At 60.3% G+C, this 25,574-nt stretch carries 15 protein-coding genes; 9 read left to right on the top strand and 6 right to left on the bottom strand.

Translation table 11 applies throughout. The annotated features are described in order from the left end of the window. The first annotated feature begins 28 nt into the window (after window positions 1–28). Genes E1K68_RS16190 through E1K68_RS16175 form a run of 4 tightly spaced genes read left to right on the top strand, consistent with a single transcriptional unit; the run spans window position 29 to window position 5,296 of the window. Window positions 29–1,372 carry a 3-oxoacyl-ACP reductase gene (locus tag E1K68_RS16190; protein WP_003190767.1) on the top strand — a complete coding sequence of 448 codons (1,344 nt, stop codon included), beginning with the start codon at window positions 29–31 and terminating at the stop codon, window positions 1,370–1,372. Window positions 1,373–1,375: 3 nt separating this feature from the next. Continuing rightward, window positions 1,376–2,266: a MaoC/PaaZ C-terminal domain-containing protein gene (locus tag E1K68_RS16185; protein WP_212614396.1), complete on the top strand. Its 891-nt coding sequence runs from the start codon at window positions 1,376–1,378 to the stop codon at window positions 2,264–2,266. Beyond that, window positions 2,263–3,561, top strand: coding sequence for an acetyl-CoA C-acetyltransferase (locus tag E1K68_RS16180; protein ID WP_212614395.1), 1,299 nt, complete (start codon window positions 2,263–2,265; stop codon window positions 3,559–3,561). Before E1K68_RS16185 ends, E1K68_RS16180 begins: the two co-directional genes overlap by 4 nt. A 31-nt stretch (window positions 3,562–3,592) precedes the next feature. Next, window positions 3,593–5,296 carry an AMP-binding protein gene (locus E1K68_RS16175; protein ID WP_057709864.1) on the top strand — a complete coding sequence of 568 codons (1,704 nt, stop codon included), beginning with the start codon at window positions 3,593–3,595 and terminating at the stop codon, window positions 5,294–5,296. Window positions 5,297–5,319: 23 nt separating this feature from the next. On the opposite strand, the gene E1K68_RS16170 is transcribed toward E1K68_RS16175, so the two are convergent. Together E1K68_RS16170 and E1K68_RS16165 are read right to left on the bottom strand one after the other, a co-directional pair. After that, window positions 5,320–7,386 (bottom strand): M10 family metallopeptidase C-terminal domain-containing protein, encoded by a 2,067-nt coding sequence (locus E1K68_RS16170; protein ID WP_212614394.1) that lies wholly within the window; start codon window positions 7,384–7,386, stop codon window positions 5,320–5,322. 378 nt (window positions 7,387–7,764) lie between these two features. After that, window positions 7,765–8,880, bottom strand: a complete 1,116-nt coding sequence (locus tag E1K68_RS16165; protein ID WP_212614393.1) for a Gfo/Idh/MocA family oxidoreductase — start codon at window positions 8,878–8,880, stop codon at window positions 7,765–7,767. Between the two features lie 430 nt (window positions 8,881–9,310). On the opposite strand from E1K68_RS16165, the gene E1K68_RS16160 reads away from it, so the two are divergent. Then, entirely contained in the window at window positions 9,311–10,348 is a 1,038-nt protein-coding gene (locus E1K68_RS16160) for a YCF48-related protein (RefSeq protein ID WP_094774618.1), read from the top strand. Window positions 10,349–10,366: 18 nt separating this feature from the next. After that, window positions 10,367–12,742: an RND family transporter gene (locus E1K68_RS16155; RefSeq protein WP_003190777.1), complete on the top strand. Its 2,376-nt coding sequence runs from the start codon at window positions 10,367–10,369 to the stop codon at window positions 12,740–12,742. Between the two features lie 128 nt (window positions 12,743–12,870). On the opposite strand, the gene E1K68_RS16150 is transcribed toward E1K68_RS16155, so the two are convergent. Beyond that, on the bottom strand, window positions 12,871–17,868 hold the full coding sequence (locus E1K68_RS16150) for a DUF6543 domain-containing protein (protein WP_212614392.1): 4,998 nt from the start codon (window positions 17,866–17,868) through the stop codon (window positions 12,871–12,873). A gap of 288 nt (window positions 17,869–18,156) precedes the next feature. On the opposite strand from E1K68_RS16150, the gene E1K68_RS16145 reads away from it, so the two are divergent. From E1K68_RS16145 to E1K68_RS16135, 3 genes are all read left to right on the top strand, one after another. Next, window positions 18,157–18,453 carry a DUF5629 family protein gene (locus E1K68_RS16145; protein WP_003190781.1) on the top strand — a complete coding sequence of 99 codons (297 nt, stop codon included), beginning with the start codon at window positions 18,157–18,159 and terminating at the stop codon, window positions 18,451–18,453. Further along, entirely contained in the window at window positions 18,440–19,615 is a 1,176-nt protein-coding gene (locus tag E1K68_RS16140; RefSeq protein ID WP_212614391.1) for a lactonase family protein, read from the top strand. The genes E1K68_RS16145 and E1K68_RS16140 overlap by 14 nt, the downstream gene beginning before the upstream one ends. 156 nt (window positions 19,616–19,771) lie before the next feature. Continuing rightward, window positions 19,772–19,951, top strand: a complete 180-nt coding sequence (locus E1K68_RS16135; protein WP_003190784.1) for a hypothetical protein — start codon at window positions 19,772–19,774, stop codon at window positions 19,949–19,951. A gap of 110 nt (window positions 19,952–20,061) precedes the next feature. On the opposite strand, the gene E1K68_RS16130 is transcribed toward E1K68_RS16135, so the two are convergent. Genes E1K68_RS16130 through E1K68_RS16120 form a run of 3 tightly spaced genes read right to left on the bottom strand, consistent with a single transcriptional unit; the run spans window position 20,062 to window position 25,528 of the window. Next, entirely contained in the window at window positions 20,062–20,655 is a 594-nt protein-coding gene (locus E1K68_RS16130; protein WP_212614390.1) for a glutathione S-transferase, read from the bottom strand. Then, window positions 20,652–24,290: an AAA family ATPase gene (locus E1K68_RS16125; protein ID WP_212614389.1), complete on the bottom strand. Its 3,639-nt coding sequence runs from the start codon at window positions 24,288–24,290 to the stop codon at window positions 20,652–20,654. The genes E1K68_RS16130 and E1K68_RS16125 overlap by 4 nt, the downstream gene beginning before the upstream one ends. Then, the gene (locus tag E1K68_RS16120; RefSeq protein WP_034135427.1) at window positions 24,287–25,528 is read right to left on the bottom strand and encodes an exonuclease SbcCD subunit D C-terminal domain-containing protein; all 1,242 of its coding nucleotides are present in this window, start codon (window positions 25,526–25,528) and stop codon (window positions 24,287–24,289) included. The genes E1K68_RS16125 and E1K68_RS16120 overlap by 4 nt, the downstream gene beginning before the upstream one ends. Window positions 25,529–25,574: the final 46 nt, after the last annotated feature.

Genomic DNA, 25,574 nt, shown 5'->3' with positions numbered 1-25,574 from the left:
ACGTATGTGTTGTGAGTGAGTGCTTACCATGAGTGACAGCTACCTTTCGTTCGTCAATTCCCCCTGGGGCCGGCGCCTGGCCCAGGCCGTTGGCTTGCCGCAACCCTTGGCGCTGCAACGGCATCGCAGCGGCCAGGCCGGCCTGGCTAACCCTGTGATCATCGCCGGGGCAGGGCGCCTGCTGGCTTCGGTGCAGCGCATCTTCAGCGCCACCGACACCGTCGCCGCGACCCCGGCGACGCTCAAGGCACCGTCCACGGTCAAGGTGCAAGGCGCGGTGTTCGACGCCAGCGGCGTGACCGACCTGCAACAGTTGGACGAGCTCTACCTGTTCTTTCACAGCAATGCCAAGCGCCTCGGCCAGCATGGCCGGGTGGTGGTGCTCGGCACCGCGCCCGAACATTGCCACGACTTGCCCCAGGCCATCGCCCAACGCGCTCTTGAAGGATTGGTGCGTTCGCTGGCCAAGGAGCTGCGCCGCGCGATCACCGTGCAATTGCTGTACGTGGCGCCGGGTGCGGAAGACGCGCTGGACAGCAGCCTAGGGTTTTTCCTGTCGCGCCGTTCCGCCTATGTCTCGGGGCAGGTGGTGCGCCTGGAAAAACCGGTCGATGGCCATGCCGCCATCAACTGGGACAAACCCTTTGCCGGCAAACGTGCCCTGGTCACCGGCGCCTCCCGTGGCATAGGCCTGGCGATTGCCCAGGTGCTGGCGCGCGACGGTGCCCATGTGGTGTGCGTGGACGTGCCCCAGGCGCAGCAAGCCCTGCAGCAGGCGGCGACCAGCGTGGGCGGTTCGGCGCTGCCCCTGGATATCACCGCCGCTGACACCGCCGCGCTGTTGCAAACCCATGTCAGCCAATATGGCGCTTTTGATGTGGTGGTGCACAACGCCGGGATCACCCGCGACAAGACCATCGCCAAAATGACCGAGGTCGCCTGGCGCAGTGTCCTGGCGGTCAATCTCGAAGCCCCGTTGCAGCTCAGTGAGGCCCTCCTCGACAGCCAGGGCTTGAACCCCGGCGGGCGCATTGTGTGCGTGTCGTCGATTTCCGGCATAGCCGGCAACCTGGGGCAGAGCAACTACGCCACGTCCAAGGCCGGGGTGATCGGCCTGGTACAGGGCCTGGCACCGCGTGCGGCAGCCCGGCAGGTCACGGTGAACGCGGTGGCCCCCGGCTTTATCGAGACCCAGATGACCGCGAAGATCCCGCTGATGATCCGCGAAGCGGGGCGGCGCATGAATTCGTTGTCCCAGGGCGGGCAACCCATCGACGTGGCCGAGACCATTGCCTGGCTGGCCCATCCGGCGTCGGGCGGGGTTAATGGCCAGGTGGTGCGGGTGTGCGGCCAAAGCCTGTTGGGAGCCTGACCGATGGACTACGTGACGCAGATTATCGACCCACCGCCATCGCGCACGCAGTTGTTGCTCGACGGCCTGCGCGCCTTGCGCAAACCCAAGCCCGACGGTGCGCCGCCATTGCCCACAGCGCGCCTGGTACGCAGCGCGGTGGAACTTTCGCCGCCCGGTATCGCCGCATACGCACGGGCGTGTGGCTTTCGTCGCGAGCAGGGCGTGCCATTGTCCTATCCCCATGTGCTGGCGTTCCCCCTGCACCTCCTGTTGCTGACTCGGCCGAGCTTTCCGTACCCGGCCAGTGGCATGGTGCACCTGGCCAATCGCATTCGTCAGCACCAGCGCCTGCACGAGGGCCAGGCGCTGCGCCTGGAGGTGTATTGCGAGCGCTGGGTGGCCCATCCGAAGGGGCAGGCGCTGAGCATCGCCACCCGCGCCTACAGCAGGGAAACCCTGGTGTGGGAAAGCGACAGCCTGTATTTGCGCCGTGATGTCAGCAACCCGGTGGGTGAACCCTGGAGCGACCCGCTGCCGTTGCAGGAACACGACCTGTTACGCACCCAACGCTGGGTGCTGCCCGCCGACCTGGGGCGACGCTTTGCCAAGGTCTCGGGGGATTTCAACCCCATTCACACCTCAATCATCGGTGCCAAACTCTTCGGCTTTCGTCGCGCCATCGCTCATGGCATGTGGACCCTGGGCCGCGCATTGGCAGCGCAACAGCCACCCGGCGGGCTGGACCAGGCCGAGGCCCATTGCGACTTCAAATTGCCGATCTTCCTGCCCGGCCAGGTTGCCCTGTGGGGCCACCCCGTGAGCGGCCCACGGCGCGAGTTCGAAGTGCGCAATTTCGCCGGGGACAAGCCCCATATGCGCGGGCTATTCATTTGCAAAGAGAGCCAGCAATGAGTGACTACAGTTTTACCCCAGCCCCGACCCGCCGCGTGGCGATTATCGGCGGCAACCGTATTCCATTTGCGCGCTCCAACACGGTGTATGCCCACGACAGTAACCAGGATCTGTTGGTCGCCGCCCTGCAAGGGTTGGTGGAGCGCTACAACCTGCACGGCCAACGCCTGGGCGAGTTTGCCGCCGGGGCGGTGATCAAGCACTCGCGGGATTTCAACCTGGCTCGCGAGGCGCTGTTGTCCACCACGTTGTCCCCGCAAACCCCTGCCTATGATGTGCAACAAGCCTGTGGCACCGGGCTTGAAGCTGCGTTGCTGGTGGCGAATAAAATTGCCCTAGGCCAGATTGAAGTGGGCATCGCCGGTGGCGCCGACACCACGTCCGACGCGCCCATTGGCATCAACGAATCCTTGCGCCATACCTTGCTTGCGGCCAATCGCGCCAAAAGCATGGGTGACAAGCTCAAGGCGTTGCTGAAAGTACGCCCATCGATGCTGTTCAAGCCACTGCTGCCGCGCAATGGCGAGCCGCGCACCGGGCTGTCCATGGGCGAGCACTGCGAAGAAATGGCCAAGCGCTGGCAGATCAAACGCCTGGCCCAGGACGAACTGACCCTCACCAGCCACCAGCGCCTGGATGCGGCTTATGAACGCGGCTTCTTCGACGACCTGATCAGCCCCTATCGCGGCTTGGCTCGGGACAACAACCTGCGCGCCGATATCAGTCTGGAAAAGCTCGCAGGCTTGTCGCCGGCCTTCGACCGCCAGAACGGCACGCTCACCGCTGGCAACTCAACCCCGCTGACCGATGGCGCCTCGGTAGTGCTGCTCGCCAGTGAAGAATGGGCCGCCGCCAATGGCTGGCCGGTGTTGGCCTACTTGCGCACCGGCGAAACGGCTGCGGTGAGTTTTGTCGACGGCACCGAGGGCCTGCTGATGGCACCGGCTTACGCCGTGCCGCGCATGCTTGCGCGTGAAGGCTTGAGTTTTGCCGACTTCGATTTCTTCGAGATCCACGAAGCGTTTGCCGCCCAGGTGCTGTGCACGCTCAAGGCGTGGGAAGACCCGCAATATTGCCGCGAACGACTCGGCCTTGATGTCCCTCTGGGCAGCATCGACCGCGCCAAGATGAACGTCAACGGCGGCTCACTGGGCTGCGGCCATCCCTTTGCGGCCACCGGTGGCCGGCAATTGGCGGCGCTGGCCAAGGCCATCCACGAACGCGGTGGCGGTCGTGGTCTGATCTCGATCTGTGCGGCAGGTGGGTTGGGCATCACCGCCATCGTCGAAAAGTAGCGCTATCAAAAACAACAATAAGGACACTGCCATGAACGCTATCAGCCTGGAACACACCGAACGCATCTGGTTGAACACTTACTTGCCAGGCGTGCCAGCGGACATTGATGCTGGGATCGAGGACTACCCGTCGCTGCGCGAAGTGTTCCTGGAGCACCTGGAAAAATTTCGTGAGCGGGTGGCCTATGTCAGCATCGGCACCGAAATGACCTACGCCGATTGGCGCACTCAGGGCATTGCCTTTGCCGCCTGGCTGCAGGACCAGGGCGTGAAGAAGGGCGATCGCGTGGCCCTGATGATGCCCAACTGCTTGCAGTACCCGATCTGCCTGCTGGGCACGATCCTGGCCGGGGCGGTGGTGGTCAACGTCAACCCGTTGTATACCGCCCACGAGCTCAAGCACCTGCTCAAGGACAGTGGCGCCGAAACCGTGGTGATTTTCGAAAATTTCGCGCATACCCTGGAAAAAGCCATGGTCGGCAGCAGCGTCAAGCGTGTGGTGGTCGCGGCCATTGGCGACTTGCTGGGCACCTTCAAGGGCGCGGCAATGAACTTCATCCTGCGCAGCGTGCAGAAGCAGGTACCGGCCTTCAGGCTGCCCGGCGCGCTGCGCTTCAACCAGGTGCTCAAACAGGGCAGGGCCATGCACCATTTACCGGTCAGCCTGCACCGCGATGAACTGGCCTTCCTGCAATACACCGGTGGCACCACCGGCGATGCCAAGGGCGTAATGCTCAGCCACCGCAACATCATTGCCAACCTGCTGCAAGCCAAGGCCTGGGTCGGTGACCAGTTAAACCTGCACAAGCAGGAAACCAATGTGACCTTGCTGCCGCTGTACCACATCTTTTCCCTGACGGTGAACTGCCTGATGTTCATGTGCCTGGGCGGACGCAATATCCTCATCGCCAACCCCCGGGACGTGAAGCGTGTGCAGATGATCCTGCGCAAGGAGCGCTTCAATGGCATTGCCGGGGTGAACACGTTGTTCAACGGCTTGCTGGAAAACAAGGAGTTCTGTGCACGGGACTTTTCCGACCTGCGCCTGGTGATTGCTGGCGGCATGGCCACCCACACCGCGGTGGCCAAGCGCTGGAAGGAAGTCACCGGGCTGCCGATCATCGAAGGCTACGGGCTGACCGAGTGCTCGCCCGTGGTGAGCATCAGCCCCATTGATATTTCACGCATGCGTGAGATGGAATTCACCGGCAGCATTGGCGTGCCGTTGCCCTCGACCTGGGTGCGCTTCGTACGCGAAGACGGCGTACTGGCGGACATTGGTGAGCAGGGCGAGTTGCAAGTTCGCGGCCCGCAAGTGATGCAGGGCTACTGGCAACGGCCAAAAGAAACCGCCGAGGTGCTGGACGCCGAGGGCTGGCTGTCGACCGGGGATATCGGCGTGATGGACGCACGTGGGTATATCCGCCTGGTGGATCGAAAGAAGGACATGATTCTGGTCTCGGGTTTCAATGTGTACCCCAATGAAATCGAGGACGTGGTGGCGATGCACCCTGGGATTGCCGAAGTGGCGGCCATTGGGGTGGAAGATGCGGTGACTGGGGAGAAGGTCAAGATCATCGTCGTGCGCAAGGACCCGCACCTGACTCAGGAGCAGATTCTTGCGCACTGCCGGGAGTACCTGACGGGGTACAAGCTGCCTAAATATGTTGAGTTTCGCACCACGGAATTGCCCAAGACCACCGTCGGTAAAGTGCTACGCAGGGCGTTGCGTTGAGGCTGTTTAGCCTGTGAGCACCCTTACAGGTAACCGTCATCCTGGATGTTCAGTCCGATCACGTCTTCGTTGCTGATGGGGCGGGTACTCTTGATCAGAAAATCGGTCTTGCCATCGCCCGTCAGGTCAACGCCCAGGAAGTACCTGCCGGTGAACGGGTTGTGCACGATGATCGTGTCGCCGGGCTGGTTGCGGTACTGGTTGACATAGTTGAGTTTGACTTGGGCATTTTCGCTCATTTTTCTCAAATCAATCTTGTCTTTGCCCGTGGTGAAGTCCAAGAGGGTGTCCGCGTTGTTGCGTGGAGAATCGCAGGCAAAATGGTAGCTGAAGGTATTAAAGCCTCCATTGCCGGTCAGATGGTCCGCGCCTGCACCACCGATCAGGATGTTATCGGCGCTATTTCCGCTGATACGGTCGTTACCCTTGCCACCTATGGCGTTTTCGATGACGGTTGTTTGCGTAATAAACACATTGTCGCGTAGCCCACCTACGCTGGAGCGAGTACCGGGTGTCAGATCAATCTGTTGGTCTTGATAGAAACCAGAGAAGTCCACGGTGTCGTTGCCTTTTCTGTCGTCCACGCTGAAATAAGGTTTGTCGCAGGCAGAGGTGAGGGTTGTACTGGGGCGTCCGGTATTTGCATTGAAACCATAGACCGTGTCGCGCGTGTCGGGTCGGGGGCATGATACTGGGGTGGGCCTGGGCTCTGGTTCTGGCTTGGGCTTGGGTTCACGCTTGGGCCTGGGCTTCGGTTCTGGTTCAGGCCTGGGTTTGGGGGCTGGCTCAGGTTCTGGCTCGGGCCCAGGCTCGGGCTTTGAATCCGCGTGGGTCAGGATGTCGTCCAGCGCTATAGGTCCTTTGCTCAGAATCAGTAGTGCAGAGTCGGGTTTGCCGCTCACATTCAGAACCAGTTTGTGCATCTTGGCATTTTCATCGTAGCTGAGCGTCAGCTCGCCTTTGCGACCGGTGAGTACGCTAACCAGCTCCGGCTTTTCAATGCCGGCGTCGTTGAGCACCCTGGACAGGTCGATCTTGTCGACGCCGCTGGTAAAGTCTTCAAGTATGTCCGGATTCCCAGGGGTGGAGTCGCTGGCTTTGTTATAAACAAAGGTATCAGCACCACCGCCGCCTATCAGTGTGTCGCGACCGGCTCCGCCGGTTAGTCTGTTATTGACGTGATTGCCGATCAGTACGTCATGCCCTGAGCCACCGATGGCGTTCTCCATCACAACGCCCTTGGCGATGGACACGTTGCCCACGCGGCCGCCCACATCCGAGAGTGTCTCGGCGGCCAGGTTTATCTTTTGGTTCTGCTTGAAGCCGGAAAAGTCCAACGTGTCTTCGCCGCCGTTGTCCCAGACACAAAAGTTGGTCAGGTCGTCGGCGGAGGTCAACGTATAATGATCGCGCTCAGTGTTGGAGTTAAAGCCGTAGGTTGTATTATCTTTTCGGGTTTCATAATTGGGTTCGTATAAGCGATGAATGCCTGCGATGTCGTGCATTGCTGGAGTCAAGTTATAGTCCGAAATACGAAGCCTAGGATTGTCTGTGGGTAGCCACCATTTGTTACTGTAACTCATGGCAGTATGAGTATGGTTGTTTTCTGGGTAATCTCCGGTTGGATGGTCTAATCCCAAACTATGACCAAGCTCATGGATCATGGCAGAGTGCAGGGGCGAGTTCTTATCGCCGACGCCGATGCCAATGCTTGCAGTTCCTTGGTCATTTGGCATGACGGCATATCCACCAACGCCCGGATTGGCATGAAGTACAAAAAACGCATCAGCCTCCTTGGCGTTTTCGGTGAACTTGACTTTGACCACGTCTTCCCAAGCCTTGATGGCGCTCTTGAACGCTTTCTTTCTGGCCTGGCTGAACTCACCTGCGCCCTGGTCTAAAAATTTATATGAAACTGTTAGTTTGCCGTCGCCATTTTTATCTTTTAATTTCAAATTGTCGCGAGTAAGGTCTCGTGCAACCTTGTCCGATAACGAAGGTGCAAGTGGATCGGCTGTTGGGGCGTCGGCCGAGAGCGGGTAAGTTTGAGGTTTTACGTACGAGGGATGATAATTTGTAATGGCTGACATGAATATGTCTCGGATTGTTTGCGTTGGGTTGGGTTTTAAGAAGTGCTTGAATTCTTGTGGTGAAATAAGGTGGCTTATTTATTTATATAAGGCCAGAGGGTATTTATTTCGATGTGTGATGGTAAGTAATAGGCGTATTTGAGGTGAGAGTTGTTTGTACGGTGCTGTATGAGGTTTTGTTTGTTTCAGGTGGGGGATGGCTGATTAAAGTTGGGAAAGTTTACTGGTTGAAGTGTGAATGCGTCGATTTGCTCCAGCCTTGAGGGAAGGCTGTCAAGCCTTCCTCGCGAGCGTCCTTATGAGTGGCAAGGACAGTGCATGCCCACACTGGAGGCGAGGGCGGCGTTTATCCGGCTGACCGGGACGGACCGGCTTGCGTTAAAGTTTGCCGACCCTGACCCAGCGTTCTTCCTGAGCCGCAACTCGAATCGCCGTCGCCAACCGCTCCACCTCCCACGCCGCCTCAAAGTCTGTGCCCTGCGCCCCTTGGCCGGCCAGCGCCATGATCAACTCGTGCACTTCCAACGTCTTCAATTCGTTGTAACCCAGCTGATGCCCCGCCGCCGGGCTGAACGCCGCATAACCGGGCAGGGCAGGGCCTGCCAGCAGACGCTGGAAACCGTCCTGGCCGATGCGGCACAGACGCAGTTCATTCAAGCGTTCCTGGTCAAACGCCAGGGTGCCTTGGGTGCCGCTGATCTCAAAGCTCAGATGGTTCTTGTAGCCGTGCTTGAGCCAACTGCTGCTCACCGTGCCACGGGCGCCGTTGGCGAAACGCAACAGGGCGTGCACTTGGTCATCCACGGCAATGGTTTTTGAGGTCGGGCTGCCGGCGGTGGCGGGGCGCTGGTTGTGCACGGTCTGGGTATCGGCACAGACATGAGTCACATCGCCCACCAGATAGCGGGCCATCGACAGCAAATGGCTGCCCAGATCAGCCAGGGCGCCGCCGGCGTGCTCCACTTCGCAGCGCCACGACCAAGGGGAGGCCGGGTCGGCCATGAAGTCTTCGCTGAACTCACCCTGGAAACTGATGATCTGGCCCAGCTCGCCTTTGGCAATCATCTGCTGCGCCAGCACGATCATCGGGTTGTGCTGGTAGTTGTAACCCACCCGCGTTACCACTCCGGCGGTATGGGCGGCGCGGCGCATGGCGTCGGCTTGTTCAAGGCTGACGGCCAGGGGTTTCTCGCAATACACCGCTTTACCCGCCGCAATCGCGGCCATGGCCATGGGGTAATGCAAGTGGTTGGGGGTGGTGATAGCCACGACATCGACCTTGGGGTCATTGATCAACGCTTGCCAGTCGCCATGGGCCTGGGCAAACCCCCAGGCGCTGGCGCAACGCTGGGCGCGTTCGGTGTCGGCATCGGCCAGGGCGGCCAGCTTGAGCTGCACGGGCAGTTCAAATACCGCCCGAGCGTTGTTGAACGCCAGCGCGTGGGCGCGGCCCATGAAGCCTGTGCCGATCAAGCCGATTCCGAGTTCACGCATCGTCGTGGTCCTTTGGATTATTGTTTTCAGGAACGCCATTAATGGAATAAAAATTCACTAAATTCAATAGATGGAATAAAAATTCATTCTCCCTGATCGTTCCCACGCTCCGCGTGGGAATGCCGCCCGGGGCGCTCTGCGCCCCGCTGTTTGCGCGGTGAGGACGCAGAGCGTCAGGGGTGCATTCCCACGCGGAGCATGGGAACGATCACGTGGGGCCATCATTTCAGCTGATGCAGCTATATTCAGCACATGGCCAAAAGCCGCCAGTTAACAAAAGATAACGTAGCGCCGATTGTCAGACGATTCCAAAGCCCGATAGGATGGCTCCTGCTTCCTCCAGGCGCTCTAGATTGCAGGTTTCAAGGCCCTGAAAGAGAAGACGACCTAACAATAATAAATGGGAGAAAGGTCTATGAGTGAGCCTGTCATGGGTTGGGTTGTTTGCCGCCCACGCGCCGCACGCAGGGTTGCGCTGCTGGCCACAGCGCTCTCGCTGCTTGCTGGCAGCGTATTGTCGACGCCGGTACTGGCCGCCAGCGATAGCCCCGCCGCCGCAGTCTTTGCGATTGAGTCCCCCAAGGCCGCCAAAGGCTTGATGATCGACGTGGTTCACGCAGGCAAGCGCCTGGTGGCCGTCGGTGATCGTGGGCATATCCTCTATTCCGATGATCAGGGCGCCACTTGGGCCCAAGCCAAAGTGCCCACCCGGCAACTGCTCACGGCGGTATTTTTCGTCGATGACCAGCACGGCTGGGCCGTCGGCCATGATGCGCAGATTCTTGCCAGTACCGATGGCGGCGCCACGTGGACCCAGCAATATCAAGACCTCAAACGCGAAGCGCCATTGCTCGATGTGTGGTTCAACGACGCCAACCACGGCCTGGCCGTGGGCGCCTACGGTGCGTTGATCGAGACCACCGACGCCGGCAAAACCTGGAACGATGTCAGCGATCGCCTGGACAACGAAGACCAGTACCACCTCAACGCCATCGCCCAGATCAAGGACGCCGGCCTGTTTATCGTCGGTGAGCAAGGCAGCATGTTTCGCTCCAGCGATGACGGCCAGACCTGGGAAAAACTCGAAGGCCCCTACGAGGGTTCACTGTTTGGCGTGATCAGCACCGCACAGCCACAGACCCTGCTGGCGTATGGTTTGCGCGGCAACCTCTACCGCTCAACCGATTTCGGCAGCACTTGGGAACAGGTCCAATTGAACGCGGCACGTGGTGCGTTGGAGTTTGGCCTGTCGGGTGCGACCTTGCTGGAGGACGGCTCCATCGTTGTGGTCGGCAACGGCGGCAGCGTCGTGGTCAGCCATGACGATGGCCAGACCTTCAGTGTGTTCAATCGCCCGGACCGTATTTCACTCTCGGCGGTCACGGCGGCAGGCAATGGTAATTTGATCCTCGCGGGGCAGGGTGGCGTGCGGGTTGCCACATCGGCCGGCGCAGAGCTCTCAAAATAATAAGAAGGCGGGGATTCAATGAGCAGTCATCACAACGATAAAGCGACCTTTCTTGAGCGTCTGATTTTCAACAATCGCCCGGCGGTGATCGTCATCTGCCTGCTGGTGAGCCTCTTCCTGTTCTGGCAGGCGACCTTGATTCGCCCGTCCACCAGCTTTGAAAAGATGATCCCCCTCAAGCACCCCTTCATCGAAAAAATGATGGAGCACCGCAACGATTTGGCCAACCTGGGCAACACCGTGCGTATTTCGGTGGAGGCCAAGGACGGAGATATCTTCACCCAGGAATACATGGAGACCCTGCGCCAGATCCACGACGAGGTGTTCTACATCTCCGGTGTGGACCGCTCGGGCCTCAAGTCGCTGTGGAGCCCCAGCGTGCGCTGGACCGAAGTGACCGAAGAAGGGTTTGCCGGCGGGGAGGTCATCCCGCAGAGCTACAACGGTTCGCCCCAGAGCCTCGACCAGTTGCGCAATAACGTGCTCAAGTCCGGCCAGGTCGGGCGGCTGGTGGCCAATGACTTCAAGTCGAGCATCGTTGATATCCCGCTGTTGGAGTCCTACCCGGACCCGCAAGACCAGGGCAAGTTGCTGGCCCTGGACTACCGCAAGTTCTCCCATGAACTCGAAGACAAGATCCGCGACAAGTTCGAAACCCAGAACCCCAACGTCAAGATTCATATTGTCGGCTTTGCCAAAAAGGTTGGCGACCTGATCGACGGCCTGGTGATGGTGGTGCTGTTCTTCGGCGTTGCGTTTGTCATCACCCTGATTCTGCTGCTGTGGTTCACCAACTGCCTGCGCAGCACTATTGCGGTATTGAGCACGACATTGGTGGCGGTGGTCTGGCAACTCGGGTTGATGCACTTCTTCGGTTTCGGGCTGGACCCGTATTCAATGCTGGTGCCGTTCCTGATCTTCGCCATCGGCATTTCCCATGGCGTGCAGAAGATCAACGGCATTGCCCTGCAATCCAGCGAGGCAGACAACGCCCTGACCGCCGCACGGCGCACCTTCCGGCAACTGTTCCTGCCGGGGATGATCGCCATTCTGGCCGACGCGGTGGGCTTTATTACGCTGCTGATCATCGACATTGGCGTGATCCGCGAACTGGCTATCGGCGCGTCCATCGGTGTGGCAGTGATCGTGTTCACCAACCTGATCCTGCTGCCGGTCGCGATTTCCTATGTAGGCATCAGCAAGCGCGCCATCGCCAAGAGCAAGAAAGACGCGAACCGCGAACATAGCTTCTGGCGCCTGCTGTCCAAATTCGCAAGCCCGAAAGTCGCGCCGGTTTCTGTGTTCCTGGCCTTGATCGCCTTTGGTGGCGGCCTCTGGTACAGCCAGAACCTGAAGATCGGTGACCTGGACCAAGGCGCACCGGAACTGCGCCCGGATTCGCGTTACAACAAAGACAACAATTTCATCATCAGCAATTACTCCACCAGCTCCGACGTGTTGGTGGTGATGGTCAAGACCAAGGCCGAAGGCTGCTCGCGCTATGAAGCCATGGCGCCCATCGACCAGTTGATGTGGAAGATGCAGAACACCGAGGGCGTGCAGTCGGCGATCTCGTTGGTGACCGTGTCCAAGCAAATGATCAAGGGCATGAACGAGGGCAACCTGAAATGGGAAACCCTGTCGCGCAACCCGGATGTGCTGAACAACTCCATCGCCCGTGCCGATGGCTTGTACAACAACAATTGCTCCCTGGCGCCAGTGCTGGTGTTCCTCAACGACCACAAGGCCGAAACCCTCGACCGCGCTGTGCATGCGGTGCAGGACTTTGCCAAGGAAAACAACAAGGAGGGCCTGGAGTTCATCCTCGCCGCTGGTAATGCCGGGATCGAAGCGGCCACCAACGAGGTGATCAAGGAATCGGAACTGATCATCTTGATCCTGGTGTACCTGTGTGTGGCGACCATGTGCATGATCACCTTCCGCTCCTGGGCGGCGACCCTGTGCATCGTGCTGCCGCTGGTGCTGACCTCGGTACTGGGTAACGCGCTGATGGCGTTCATGGGCATTGGCGTCAAGGTTGCGACCTTGCCGGTGGTGGCCCTGGGCGTGGGGATTGGCGTGGACTACGGCATCTACATCTACAGCCGCCTGGAAAGCTTCCTGCGCGCCGGCCTGCCGTTGCAAGAGGCGTATTACCAGACGTTGAAATCCACCGGTAAAGCCGTGCTGTTCACCGGCCTGTGCCTGGCCATCGGCGTGTGCACCTGGATCTTCTCGGCCATCAAGTTCCAGGCCGACATGGGCCTGATGCTGACCTTCATGCTGCTGTGGAACATGTTTGGCGCGCTGTGGCTGTTACCGGCCCTGGCACGGTTCCTGATCAAACCAGAGAAGTTGGCGGGGCAGAAGGGCAACTCATTGTTCGCGCATTAAAACCGGGTAAAAAAGCCGCACATCATGCTAATGCTGTTCAGTTAAGGCTTTTTGTAGGAGCGATATACGCTTAACTGAACGGCATTAGCCCACTGTGCGGCTTTTTGTTGACCCTCAGGCGCCGGGTTTCACAATTTCAAGAACAGTCTTTCATCCAGCGGCTTGGTGATACCGGCCTTGATGATGCGCTCCACGACCCCGTTGTTCCCGGCCTCGGCAATCAGGTCCTTCTGGGTCTTGGTGCGCTGGGCCGGTGTCTTCAGATGCGCCGCTGTGTAGTCATCACGCGCCCAGCCCTTTTGTGGATAGTGGAAGTGGGCGTACCACAGCGCGTCGATTTTGTTTTTCTTGCGAACCACGTATTCGGTGAAGACATCGCCAGTTTTAGTCGGGATGTCGCGTCGTACCAGGTTGATATCGACAAAACCGTGGCGCCAGAGGTAATCGACATTTTCCGCCGTCGGCGTCTGTACCAGATAGCCATCGGCGGTATGGCGGCGGGCCTTTTGCAGGATGTCCTCGGCCGTTGCTCGCCAGCGTGCCACCCATTCGGCGGTTTCCGGTTTGCTGCCATGGGCGGCTTGCGCCTGTTGCGCTTTTTCGATGAGCAGGTTGGCCTGGGCTTCGAGCATGTCGTTCCAGTCGCGGGGGCTGACGGTGTCTCGTCGCACGGGGTCGTCGAGCTTCTTTTTCTGAAAAAGAATGCTCTGCTCTATCTTCGTCACGCCGTCGATCAAGCTTTGCGCTTCGCTTTTGTAGCTGGACCAGGATTTGGGTAATGAAACAGGGCGTGGCGCCGTAGGTTGGCCCTGGACGATCTTCACCCAGCCACGCTCCCCAGGGTGTTCGCTGTAGCTGGCGATCGGTTGCCCGCTCTGTGGGTCGACCACGTCGATAATGTTCACGGCTTGGCCGGGTACGGGAGGGCGCAGCGTGCCGATCAAGCTTTCTTTATGCTCGGTCTTGAACACACGCTTGTTCTGCGGTTTGGCCTGCCGGTCCTTGCGTGCAGGGGTGGGTGCAATCAGTTGTTGTTCTTCCTTCACGATCTGGACTAGCTCGGCTTCTGCATCGTCGATGAAGTGCTTGAGTGTCTCGGTAAACTGCTGGTGATAATCGCGGCGAAAGTGTTCCGGATGCTCTTCCTGTAGCGTGACGCTGTCACTCAATACCTGTTTGTATTTGTCGATGATGGTGGTCAGCGTGGCTTTGCGCTCGCTCAGGCTGTAGCCCTCGTACTGGCGCAGGTCATTGAACGCCAGGTATTCGGCTTTCAGGTCGACGTTCAAGAACCGCTTCATCTGAAATTGCTCGGCGATGTCGGGGGACAGCGCAGTCCATTCGGTGGCCAGGCGTTTGAGCAGCACCAACTGGTTCATCTTGGCCATGAACACCCCTGTGGCGGGGGACCGGTTGTAGCGCGTCTTCAGGTACTCCTCGGCACGTTTACTGGCGAAGGGCGAATCGTTTTTCCATTGGTCGAACACCGATCTGATCGCCTCGCTGGACGTCAGCAACTTGTCGGTGGCGTGGTACGCCATTTCAAACACGCTGGTCAGTTCGTCGTAGGCCTCCCGAGAGCCTGAATGCGCAGTATTTTCCAGCTCTGCCATCGAGGCGCCACTGATGCCGTACTGGAGGGCGTCGGTGACCAGCTTGACGTAAAAGTCCTCTATCCCAATCAGCGTATGCAATGTGTATTGGTATTCCAAAGAGCGGTTCTCTTTGAACGTCGACAGGTCGTCGACCCCCCCTATTTTCTTTGGGGCTATGGTTTCAATCGTTTTTTCGCTGGCTGCCCTGAGTGCCTGGGTTAGCGGCTTGAGGTCTTGAAGTTGTTGATCCAGGCGGCTCTTGAGCATCAGTGTGGCCTGGCGATGTTGCGCGTACGCAGCAGCGAAGCGATTGGCGGACGTGTCATCGGTAACCAGATTGCGCAGGGTCTTGAGCTTTTTCCGGGCGTTCTGATATTCGATGAAGCTGTCCTTGATCGTTTCGATTGCCGTGTCATGTTTTGCTGAAACCTTCATGCGCTCCAACATACTGCGTTGGTAGCTCTTTTCTGCTTGCTCCTTGGCGCGCCGGCTTTTCCCGAGTGTTTCCTGCAGGCTTGCGCTCTTGGGCATTCCGCCCCTGAGTCTGGGCGCCACGTCAAAATGCCAGTTGCCCTGGGCATCGCGTGCTATCGGCGGCGCCGTACGAGCCTTGTTGTGTTCGTCGATTACGTAGGGACCGTCCAGGTCGGTTGCGACGCGAAACCAATGGTTGTCGATGCAGGCGTACCAGCGGTTATCCACTTGATACAGGCCCTTCCTGATGCCTTCGCCGATTGGAGTGTCGGGGGCTGTTGGAGCGGGCACTGTGAACGAGTCGATGTGTGCACGCAGCTCGGGGGTTAATCCGCGTGGGCTCGACAGCCTGATATCAATGGCCGTGCCGTCACCACCGAAGCCTTGGGTGACCGGTGCGCTCGGGTCTTGGTGGATGGCAGGCGCAGGGCGCATGGGGTCGTTGCTCTGGCGGGGGCGGGGTGCAGGGTCGCTGGCATCGGCTCCTGGCTTAAATGGCTCAAAGGTGCGCGCTGGCTTGGATTCGGCGACGGGTACATGGGTCAAGGTCATGCCCAGGTTGACCAGCAGATCGACCATTGCCCCGGCCGGGTCCGGATCGTTGGCGGTGGACAAGCGCTTGATGTCGTTTTCGGCATTGACCAGTTGCAGCAACCAGCCCGCCATCGCACCCGGCCCGCGCATCAACGGCAGCAGGGTGTTGAACAACAGCCAGCCGAGCTCCTTGTAGGACGCCCAACGACTTTCAGCATCGGAGGTCGATTGGCCTTCAGCCAGGGTGACCAGGCTGTTGGCATTGGAGTGGAACCAGTGCTTGGCCAGGTCGCCGTTGAGCAGGTCCTGGCGTAGCGTGGTGGCAGCGGCATAGCCGTCGACAGCCAGGGTGGTCGGCTTGGGCGTAGCAGGCGGGTCAAACTCATTGAATACGCTAAAACGCGCAATATTGGGCGTGTGAAAACCGCCATTACCGTACACCGCCCGTGCTTTGTCATCCGGCAACCAGGCCAGCACGCTGTCTTGCAGCGCACCGGGTTCGCGGATGGCCTCCAGCAGCGCGTCGCGGCTGGCGAATTCCAGCAGTGCCGGTTTCAATTGAGGACGATAGAGGATATGTGGGCCGCTACCGCTGGACAAAGGTTCGATGATAAACATATTGGCGACCACATCCGGCGTCGCTCCTGGTTTGCGTACAAATGCCAGGGGGCGCACGGTAATCTCTTGGCCTGCCGCACTTTTGCCGCCCGCGCCGGGCTGGGTGATTGCTTCGATAAACGCGTGGCCCTGGGCGGTGATGCCGGCTTCGCCCTTGAGCTTGAGTTCCAAGGCCTGCATCGCGAGCTGCAGGGGTACCTGCTCGATGAAACGTGCCAGCCGATCACGGGCTGCCGGGCTGTCGTCCAGCAGTTCACGCTTGAGCAACTCGGGGTAGTGGCCGCCAATGTCCACAGTGTTGATCAGGTCCTTGAGCATTTTTGGCAGGCTGGCATCGCTGACCCGCTGCCCATGCAGGTGGACTTCCATCTCACCCTTGGGCAGGCCCGACAGATTTTCCAGGGCCATGTCCACCAGGCTCATTCTCACCCGTTCCAGGTAGTTGCTGCCCATATCGCCCACCGGGACCTTGAACACCACCTCCACATTCTTGGCCGTGTAACCCTTGCCGGCTAAATGCTGGTCGAGCTGTTGCTCGGCGTAGGTGCGGATATCGGGGATGCCGTCGAGGAAGGTGCGGCCATTGTTGCGGCGCACGCTGCTGGCCAGGGCCAGTGCGTGCTGTCGATAGGTGTCGCGTTCTGCGGCGCTTGCCGAGCCGAACCAGGTGGGCAACTGTTCATGCAGACGTTCAAGCTCGCGCGCGTCGGGTGCATAGGCCCCGAGAAACCAGGGGCTCGGGTCGCTGGCCTGGGTGAACGCCTGCTCCAGCGCCTCAAGCGAGCCGGTGGTGGGCGCCTCGATGGACGCAACGTTCTCCACCATGGCATTGAGGATGACCGCCGCCTGGGTATCGAAAATATTCCCCGCAGGCTCCTGGCGCTTCCAGTTCAGGGTGTCGAAAACGAAGGCATCGCCCATTTTTTTGCCCCAGGCTTTGCCGAACGCCTGCAAGGAGTCATACGGCGTCACCACGCCGGCGGCAGTGGCGTGCAGTACCTGCGTGCGGCCATCGACCTGACGAGTGATCAGCAGGTCTGGGGTGAGTTGCGAGGCGCTGCCACCGGCGTGGCTCACCGCAGAATCAAGGATGAAAACCTGTGCCGCACCATCGCCTTTGGCCGCTTGGCGCTGCGCACGATCCGGGTACGTCACGACCTGGTCGAGGGTCTCGCGTTGTTGAGCGCTGAGCCCAGGTTGCTTCAGGGCTCCGGTGGTCAAGGTGTCCCGCAGTGTGTCGCTCAGCCAGCGCCAACGGTTGGCACCGGGAGCGTGAGCGTCAGCGCTGCCGACGAAGTGCTTGAGCATGGCCTGTTCGAACGCTTTTTTGAGGGGCGCGCGCAGGCTGCGGATAGCCAGTTCAATGGCCTGCATATCAATGCCCGGCATCAAGGCGTTGGAGGAGGGCGCAGGCTTGAGGCTATGCCCGGTGGCGTGATCGACCAGGGTGCAGGGCAGTGAATGTTTGTCGGTAAAGTCGAGGTCGCCGTCGGTGGTCAGGTGCTTCAGGGCGATGTCCAGCAAAGGGGTCAGGCGGTACTGGGGTGGGTCGGTTGAAATGGGTTCGGCCACTGCCGTTTCGGCGAGATTGAAGGCTAAAGTGGGGTACAGGCTTTTGATCGCCTCCTCAAGCATGCCCGACACCACTGAACGCAACGTAGGGCGAGTGTCGAACTGCTGGGCGACCGCCGTTGCGGTGATCTGCGGCGAGTTGTCGGTGGGAGCGGTGGTCACTGCGGTGCGCAACGGTGCGGATGCACGCCGGGGGCGGTTCAGCGGTTGGTCTTGTGCGGCATTCGATAAGGCTTCGTGATGGGTATCGACCGTCTGGCCGGCAGCCGGGGTTGGCAGTGAAACGGGCAGGTGGTGGTCAAAAAAACGCTGGGGGTAGTTTCCCTGAATCATCGTGCAGCTTCCTTGTGGTTGCAGTCATGCTCGTCATGGAGGTGACCCTGTTCGCGTCATGCGAGCAGGCGAGTGGAAACTACCGAGCCAGGTTTTCGAGTGAAATCAACAATAGGTAAACAGCCATTTCCATTGGCATGCCCTTACCGCTAGCGCTTGATTTTGCGTGGGGTGGAGTAGGGCGAGGGATATATGGCGGCATGTAAACGCGGCGCAGGTCACGTCAGGATTTACGCCGTAGCAACCATTTGACCTATCATGAGGTCTTTCCTCTGAACGATTGATGTTATGACTGCCGAATCCGCCCCCCTGCGCACCCTGCTTGAAACCAGCGACATGCTTGAAATCGACGGCCTGCATGCCTTTGATTTCGAGTTGACTGAACTAAAGCTCGTGATTACTGCCATGGATGGCCGGGCCGAAAAACGCTGGAGCTTCAGCTCGGCGCAGGTGGGCGCTGCCACATTTGACGAGACGCTGCAAAGCTGGACCCTTACCGGTGAGTCGGGCGAGCACCGCTTGATCTGCATGAGCGCCTTCACCGGCAACAATAACGATGAGGACGAAGCGGATGATGATGCGTAAATTCTGGCCCCTGCTGATGGCAGGCAGTGTCGGTGCGATGTCGGTACAGGCCGCGCCCAGCGATCTGCATGAACTGCTGGTGGGCAGCTACACCGCCGGTAGCAGCGAGGGTATTTACCGCCTGCAGTTCGACAGCCGCACCGGGCAGTTCAGCGGCAAGCCAGTGCTGGCGGCGAAAACCGCCAACCCGTCCTGGTTGACGATTTCCAAAGACCAGAAGCAGTTGTTCGTGGTCAATGAAAACGGCCCGGGCCAGGAAGACCCGGTGGGGCGTGTCAGCAGCTACAGCATCGACCCGCAGAACCACCAGTTGACCCTGATCAATCAGGTGCAGAGCCTGGGCAATGAGCCCACCCATTCCAGCGTGGCCGCCGATGGGCGCTACCTGTTCGTGGCCAACTATTCGGTGGTGGAAGACCCGGGTGGCAGCCTGGCGATCCTGCCGGTGGACGCCAGTGGCAAGCTGTCGGCGCCGGTGCAGTTGAGCGGGCACCCGGCCAGCCGTGTGAACCCGGAGCGCCAGGCGTCCAACCATGTGCATTCGGTGGTGTCGTCGCCGGACGGCAAGTACGTATTCGTGCAGGACCTGGGTGCGGACAAGGTGTTTGCCTACCGCTACGACCCCAAGGCCAATCACGAACTGCCATTGACAGCGGCCAACCCGGCGTCGGTGCAGTTGCCCCCGGGCAGCGGCCCGCGTCACTTGCTGTTCAGTGCGGACGGCAAGCACGCCTGGCTGACCACTGAGATGAGCGCCCAGGTGGCCGTGTTCGATTACAACGAGGGCAAGCTGACGCAAACCCAGTTGCTCGACTATGCCGCCGGCCAACCGGTGTCCGACAAGGCCGGCGCGGCGTTGCATGCTTCCAGCGATGGCAAGTTCCTTTATGTGAGTAACCGTGGCACAGCCAATCAGATGCTGGTATTCAGCATCGACCCGGCCACCGCGCACCTCAAGGAAATCCAGCGCCGCTCTGTTGAAGGCGACCACCCGCGTGAGTTCAGCCTCGACCCTAGCGGCAAATTCCTGCTGATCGCCAACCAGAAAAGCAATGAAATTGTCGTCGTCGAGCGCGACCTCAAGACCGGCCTGCTGGGTAAAACCGTGCAGAAATTGCCGATTGATGCCCCCAGTGACCTCAAGTTCCTGGTGCGTCAATAAGCCACAGGCCCCGCACTGCGGGGCCTGAGCCTTTGTATTAATCGCAGTGATAACGGCTACTGTTTCAAAGCATTTCTAAGGTTCAACCCTCGGGCGTAAGTTGGGTTCCAAGGCCTTCCCAGGCCACCCAACCAAACGCACACAAGGGTTACCGCCATGAATTTCAATCTCTTCTCGATCATTGCTGCTTCTGCTGTTTCCGCCACCGTGGCATTGCCTGCCGCCGCCAGCGTGGAAGTCACCGGCAAAAAATCCAATGTCACGGCCTATACCCAGAAATACCTGCAACAGAGCGCCAATTTCTATGCGGCGCTGGATCACAAGACCCAGCACTGAGCCACGGTCCAATGTGGGAGCTGGCTTGCCTGCGATGCGGACCACTCGGTATAGCTGATGTACCGAGTCGATGCCATCGCAGGCAAGCCAGCTCCCACATTGGATTGGCCTCAGGGTTTTGCCATCACTGCTCTAAACAACGGTGAATCCAGAAACCGCTGTAACCAGGCCTGCAAACGCCGATAGGGCGTGCCCGCAAACCACTCCCGATTCACGTGGGCAAACTGGCGCACAAACGGCGCCAGCGCTGCATCTGCCAAGCTCAGGTGATCGGCGAGTAGATACTCACGGTCTGCCAGCAAATCTTCCAGCTTGCGCAAGAACACCTCGCCCTCGGCCCGATAGTGTTCCATCGGTTGCTCCGGGTAGCGCTCGGCGTACTTGTATCGATTCAAATGATGTTTGAACACCTGGTCATTTTCTTCAATCAGCGCATACACCGCCGGATCGCCCTGTAGCCGCCAGTTTTCGGGGTCGTGCTGGGCCAGCGCCCACTGCTTGATCTCCAGGCTTTCTTCGATCACTCGCCCTTCGACGCTCAACACCGGCACCGTGCCCTTGGGCGACAGCGCGAGCATCTCGGCCGGCTTGGCTTTCAGGCTGACTTCGACGATGCTCACCGCAACGCCGGAATAACGCAGCGCCAGCCGCGCTCGCATTGCATAGGGGCAGCGCCGGAACGAATACAGCAGCGCTTCGCTCACTTGACCTCCAACGTGCTCAGGCCATTGCCCTGGCGTTGCACCTGGATCTGCACCGGGATGCGTTCATGCATTTCCTGTACGTGGGAGATCACCGCCACCTTGCGGCCCTGGGCCTGCAAACCATCCAGAGCGTCCATCGCCAATTGCAACGACTCCGGATCAAGGCTGCCAAAACCTTCGTCGATAAACAGCGACTCGATCTTCAAGGTGCTCGACGCCATCGACGCCAGCCCCAACGCCAGTGCCAACGACACCAGGAAGGTTTCGCCACCGGACAGGGAATGCACCGAGCGCAGTTCATCGCCCATCTCGGTGTCCATGACCAACAGCCCGAGCATGCTGCCGCCGCGTTTAAGGCGGTAGCGGCGCACCAGTTGGCGCAGTTGCACGTTGGCGTGGTGCACCAGCAAATCGAGGTTGTAGGCCTGAGCGATCTTGCGGAAGGTATCGCCGGTGGCCGAGCCGATCAGCGCATTCAGGCGGGCCCAGCGCTGCCACTGCTCGTAAGCTTTGGCGATCTGTTCGGCCAGGGCCTGGTTGGCGTTCTGGCGACGCTGGTCTTCGGACTGGCGTGCGCGCAGTTCGGCGCAGTGTTTCTCACCCTCGATCAGTTGCTGGTTAAGCGTTGCCAGGGTGGCGTCCAGTTGCTCGGCCTCCAGGTTGCCGTTGTGCAGGGCCCGGTGTTCGGCCAGGCGTTGTTCGCGCTCGTGCAGCAGGACCTTGGCTTGCTCCACGGCCTTTTCGCTGCTGTGCAGGTGCTGACGCAACTGCGCGACCTGGGCCTCATTAAAGGCCAACAGGCGCGCCAGGCCCTGGTCATCCAGTTCGGGGTGCAGGGCGCGCCATTCGCTGATGCGTGTCGCGAGGGCTTGCTGTTCCGCCTCCAATGCCTGCTGGCGTTGCTGCTGGGCGTTGAGGTCGGCGGCCAGCTGTACCAGGGCCGTGTGCACAGCGTGCAGTTCCTCGTTGGCGTCGGTCTCGCTCTGGCGGGACTGCGTGACAGCTTGCTCCAGTTGCTGTTGCCAGTGTTCGGCGCTGGGGTGCTCTCCTAGCAAGGTACGGAGTTTTTCCTGGACGGCGTGTTGCTGGTCAGCCAGCTCTGCGACTTGCAGATTCAAGGCGTCGAGTTGCTGCTGACGATGCTGCTGGTGGGTATGTTGTTTCTCGATGGCCTGTTGGCGCTCCTGCTGCTCGGCCTGCTCATCGCGTTGATGGCCCAATTGCTCAAGGCGCTGGCTGACCTGCTGGTCGAGCTGCATGAAAGTCGCCGCAGGCGCGCTGCGCAAGCCCTCCAGCGTCTCGGCGGGCAACAGGCTGGCGAAGGCGCTGAGTTCCGCCTCTAGGCGTTCGCGGTCGCCGGCCAGCTGCCGCTGCTGGTCCACCAGCAATTGCCGGGCTTGCTGGCTGGCGTCCTGGGCCGCTTGCAATTGTTGCTGCAAGCGCCCGGCGTTCTGTTGCAGGTTGAGCAGGGCGCCCTGGCGTTGTTCGTCCTGGCTGATGCTTTGCGTCAATTGGGCCAGTTGTTGGGCCAGCCAAGGGCTGCGCTTGTCGACGTCCTGGTTGAACAGCGAGGCGCACAGTGGATGGGCTTGCAGGCTCGGTGCCAAACCCTGCTGCTGGGTAGCCAACTGTTCCTGCTGTTGCAGGAATTCTTTTTGCTGAGCGATCAGGCCGCCCACTTCACCGCGCAATTCAGTGAGTTTTTCCTTGAGGCTGTCGACGGCTTTCTGCGCCGCCGCCTCTTCACTTTCATCATGGCGGCCCAGGCTTTGCAGCAGGGCCTCGGGCTGGTGATAGGGGTGTTCGTGGCTGCCGCACACCGGGCAGGGCTGGTCATCCTGCAACTGCTCGCGTAACTCCTCGACGCTGGCACTGCGGGCCAGGCGTTGGCGCTCCAGCAGTTGCTTGGTCACCGCCAGGGTTTGTTCGGCAACGGTAAGTTCGGCCTTGGTTTGCAGGCCGGTCTGGTTCAGTTGTTCGCGTTTTTGCGCGGCCTCGGCGAGCCTTTGCGTGAGCGCACCTGCCTGTTGATCCAACTGTTGCTGGCTGTCCCACAAGCGGGCCAGGTCTTCGAAGGCGCGCTGTTGCTTGCGATTGTCTTGCAGCAGGCTGGCCAGCAATTGGATTTGTTCGGCCACCGCGTGCGGTTCGGCACCGGCCTCGTGGTAGAGCAAATCCAGGGCTTCGCGCTGTTGGGTGAACTGTTCGGCGGCGGCGCTGGCGCGCTGTTCGAGTTGCCCCAGCTCGGCCTGGCCTTGGTTGAGGCGATTGCCGATCAGCACCAGTTGTTGCAGGCGGTCACGGTAGGCGTTCCAGGCATCACTCAGCGGGGCGAGGGCGGCGCTATGCTCAAGTTCGGTGGCCAGGCGCTGCAGGCGCTCGGTGACTTGGGCCTGCGTGTGTTGCAAGCCGTCGAGCAGGGCCTGGCCTTCGGTACAGGCGCTTTCGTGCTGGTGTTTTTCCTCGTTGCGCTTGGCCAGTTCGCGGCTCACGTGGGCGAGGGTGTTTTGCTCCTCGATGGCCTGGCGCAGCAGGGGGGCGGCGTCGGCCTGGTGTTTCAGGGCCTCGGCCAGTGCTGCCTGGGCGGCCACTTGCTGGTGCTGCGCCTGTTCCTGGCGGGAGTGCAGGGCGGTTTGTTGCTCCAGGTGCTGGGCAATCTGCGCCGCCAGGGGCGTCAGCAAGGTGGCGAGTTCTGCCTGGCGCAGGAAGTGGTGGCGTTGCGGTGCCAACTGCTCCAGCAGGCTCAGGTCCTGGCGCTGCTCGCCTTGGCTGGCCCAGGTCTGCTCGTCGCGTTGCAGTTGCTCCACAGCATGCTGATGGCGCTCCTGCCATTCACGCAGCTCCTTGAGCCAGGTGTGCTGCAACTCCAACTGCTTGAGCTGGGCTTGCTGGGTCTTGAGCTGTTGCTGGGCCTCGGCCAACTCTTGGTCCAGCTCGGCGCGGGCTTCGGGGGCCAGGGGTACCACGCCGGTGGCTTGGTCTTGCAACTGTTTGTGGGCGTCCTTGGCCTCTTTGGCCTTGTCGAACGCACGGCGGCCGAGCTGGGTGTACAGCGCGGTGTCGGTGAGCTTTTCCAGCAGTTCGCTGCGCTCATTGTCATTGGCCTTGAGGAAGGCGCTGAACTCGCTTTGCGCCAGCAGCACCGCACGGGTGAACTGCTCAAAGTTCAGGCCAAGGGCCAATTCCAGTTGGGTCTTGTACTCGGTTTTCTGGCTGGCCAGCAGTTGGTCGCTGTCCAGGTCGATCAGGCTTTGCCGGCTGTTCTGCAGCTTGCCGCTGGCTTTGTCGCGGGCACGGTTGGCTTCCCAGCGCGCACGGTAGCGACGGCCACTGACACCGACAAAATCCACCTCGGCATAGCCACCACCGGTGCCGCGTCGAATCAGGGTGCGCGGGTCGCCGATGGAAATATCCGTGTCGGCATCCGGCATCTTGGCCTGGCCGGTGTCACCCAGGCGCGGCACCGCGCCAAACAGCGCCAGGCACAACGCATCGAGCAGGGTGCTTTTACCCGCGCCAGTTGGCCCGGTGATGGCGAACAGGCCCGCACTGGCCAGCGGCTCGGCGGTAAAGTCGATTTCGAACGGGCCCGCCAGGGAGGCGAGGTTTTTCAAGCGGATGGCGAGAATCTTCATGGCTGTTCGCCCTCCTGTTGCACTTCCTGGAGCAGCACGGCGAAGTCCTTCAAGGTCTGTTCATCCACTTCACTGCCGTAGCTGTCCTGCCAGGCGCGGCTGAACAGTTCCTGGGGCGTGAGCTGGTCGAGTTCGATCAGTTGCGCATCGTCTGCCTCTGCGCTGCCGCGTGTGCCGGCATATTCGGCGGCGATACGCACCAGGCGCACGGCCTTGCCTTGCAACGCGGTTTCGATCTGTTGACGCAGGTCTGGTTGCGGCTCGTCGAGGCGCACGCGCACTTCCAGCCAAGGGTGGCGCTGGGTTTCGGCGAGCAGGTCGATGTCGGGCAGTTCACCGAGTTGCTTGAGGATATCGGCCAGGGGCGCGGCTTCCAGGCGTTGCAAGTTGACGGAGCGGGGAATCAGGATCGGTTCGCAGCCCACCAACCTTTCGCCCTGGAACGTCACGTCGAGAATCTGGTGCTTGTAGCCGATTTCGGAGAACGACAGGGGGATTGGCGAGCCGCTGTAGCGAATACGCTCCTCGCCATTGACCTTTTGCGGCTTGTGCAAATGGCCGAGGGCCACATACGCCACGCTTCGGTCGAACAGTGTGGCAGGCAGTGCCTCGGCATTGCCGATGATCAGGCTGCGTTCGGAGTCTTCGGATACCGACCCACCGGCCATGTGCGCATGGCTGATGGCTATTAACGCCTGGCCTTTGTTGCGCTTGGCATTGGCGGCCGCGATCAGCCATTCATGCACTTGGCCGATGCCGCGCAGGTAATCATCGCCCAGCTGTGCGCCGGTGACTTCCGCCGGGCGCAGGAAGGGCAGTGCCAGGCACCAGGCGGCGATCTTGCCTTTGGCATTGGGCAGCGGGATCAGCAGGCGGTCGGCATCTAGTTGCCCGTCGTCCAGCCATAACACCCGGCCCAGTGCATGGGTGCGCAGGCGGCGCATCAGCGGGGCCGGCAGTTCGATGCGCGAGCCGGAGTCATGGTTGCCGGCAATCATCACAATGGTCAGTGTCGGTTGCTGTTCGTGGGCGCTGATGATGAAGTCATACAGGCGCTCCTGGGCCTTGAGCGGCGGGTTGACCGTGTCGAAGATATCGCCGGCGATCAACAGCACATCCGGGCGCTGGGCCTTGAGTTGGCCCAGCAGCCATTCAAGGAAACAGGCGTGTTCGAAGTCGCGTTCCTGGCCGTGGAGGTTTTGGCCCAAGTGCCAGTCGGAGGTATGAAACAGACGCAAGGCGAACTCCGTGGAGAAGATGAAAAGGAGGGGAGTTTACCTGTAA

The organism is Pseudomonas sp. B2021 (assembly GCF_018135665.1).
In the GTDB taxonomy this organism is placed as follows: domain Bacteria; phylum Pseudomonadota; class Gammaproteobacteria; order Pseudomonadales; family Pseudomonadaceae; genus Aquipseudomonas; species Aquipseudomonas lactis.
Note: the sequence above shows the minus strand (reverse complement) of the source record. Positions and strands in the feature narration are given on the sequence as shown.

What these genes read in the sequence shown, in the direction of transcription:
- E1K68_RS16190 (WP_003190767.1), top strand. Translation starts at nt 29, where the DNA reads ATGAGTGACAGCTACCTTTCGTTCGTCAATTCCCCCTGGGGCCGGCGC.
- E1K68_RS16185 (WP_212614396.1), top strand. Translation starts at nt 1,376, where the DNA reads ATGGACTACGTGACGCAGATTATCGACCCACCGCCATCGCGCACGCAG.
- E1K68_RS16180 (WP_212614395.1), top strand. Translation starts at nt 2,263, where the DNA reads ATGAGTGACTACAGTTTTACCCCAGCCCCGACCCGCCGCGTGGCGATT.
- E1K68_RS16175 (WP_057709864.1), top strand. Translation starts at nt 3,593, where the DNA reads ATGAACGCTATCAGCCTGGAACACACCGAACGCATCTGGTTGAACACT.
- E1K68_RS16170 (WP_212614394.1), bottom strand. Translation starts at nt 7,386, where the DNA reads ATGTCAGCCATTACAAATTATCATCCCTCGTACGTAAAACCTCAAACT.
- E1K68_RS16165 (WP_212614393.1), bottom strand. Translation starts at nt 8,880, where the DNA reads ATGCGTGAACTCGGAATCGGCTTGATCGGCACAGGCTTCATGGGCCGC.
- E1K68_RS16160 (WP_094774618.1), top strand. Translation starts at nt 9,311, where the DNA reads ATGGGTTGGGTTGTTTGCCGCCCACGCGCCGCACGCAGGGTTGCGCTG.
- E1K68_RS16155 (WP_003190777.1), top strand. Translation starts at nt 10,367, where the DNA reads ATGAGCAGTCATCACAACGATAAAGCGACCTTTCTTGAGCGTCTGATT.
- E1K68_RS16150 (WP_212614392.1), bottom strand. Translation starts at nt 17,868, where the DNA reads ATGATTCAGGGAAACTACCCCCAGCGTTTTTTTGACCACCACCTGCCC.
- E1K68_RS16145 (WP_003190781.1), top strand. Translation starts at nt 18,157, where the DNA reads ATGACTGCCGAATCCGCCCCCCTGCGCACCCTGCTTGAAACCAGCGAC.
- E1K68_RS16140 (WP_212614391.1), top strand. Translation starts at nt 18,440, where the DNA reads ATGATGATGCGTAAATTCTGGCCCCTGCTGATGGCAGGCAGTGTCGGT.
- E1K68_RS16135 (WP_003190784.1), top strand. Translation starts at nt 19,772, where the DNA reads ATGAATTTCAATCTCTTCTCGATCATTGCTGCTTCTGCTGTTTCCGCC.
- E1K68_RS16125 (WP_212614389.1), bottom strand. Translation starts at nt 24,290, where the DNA reads ATGAAGATTCTCGCCATCCGCTTGAAAAACCTCGCCTCCCTGGCGGGC.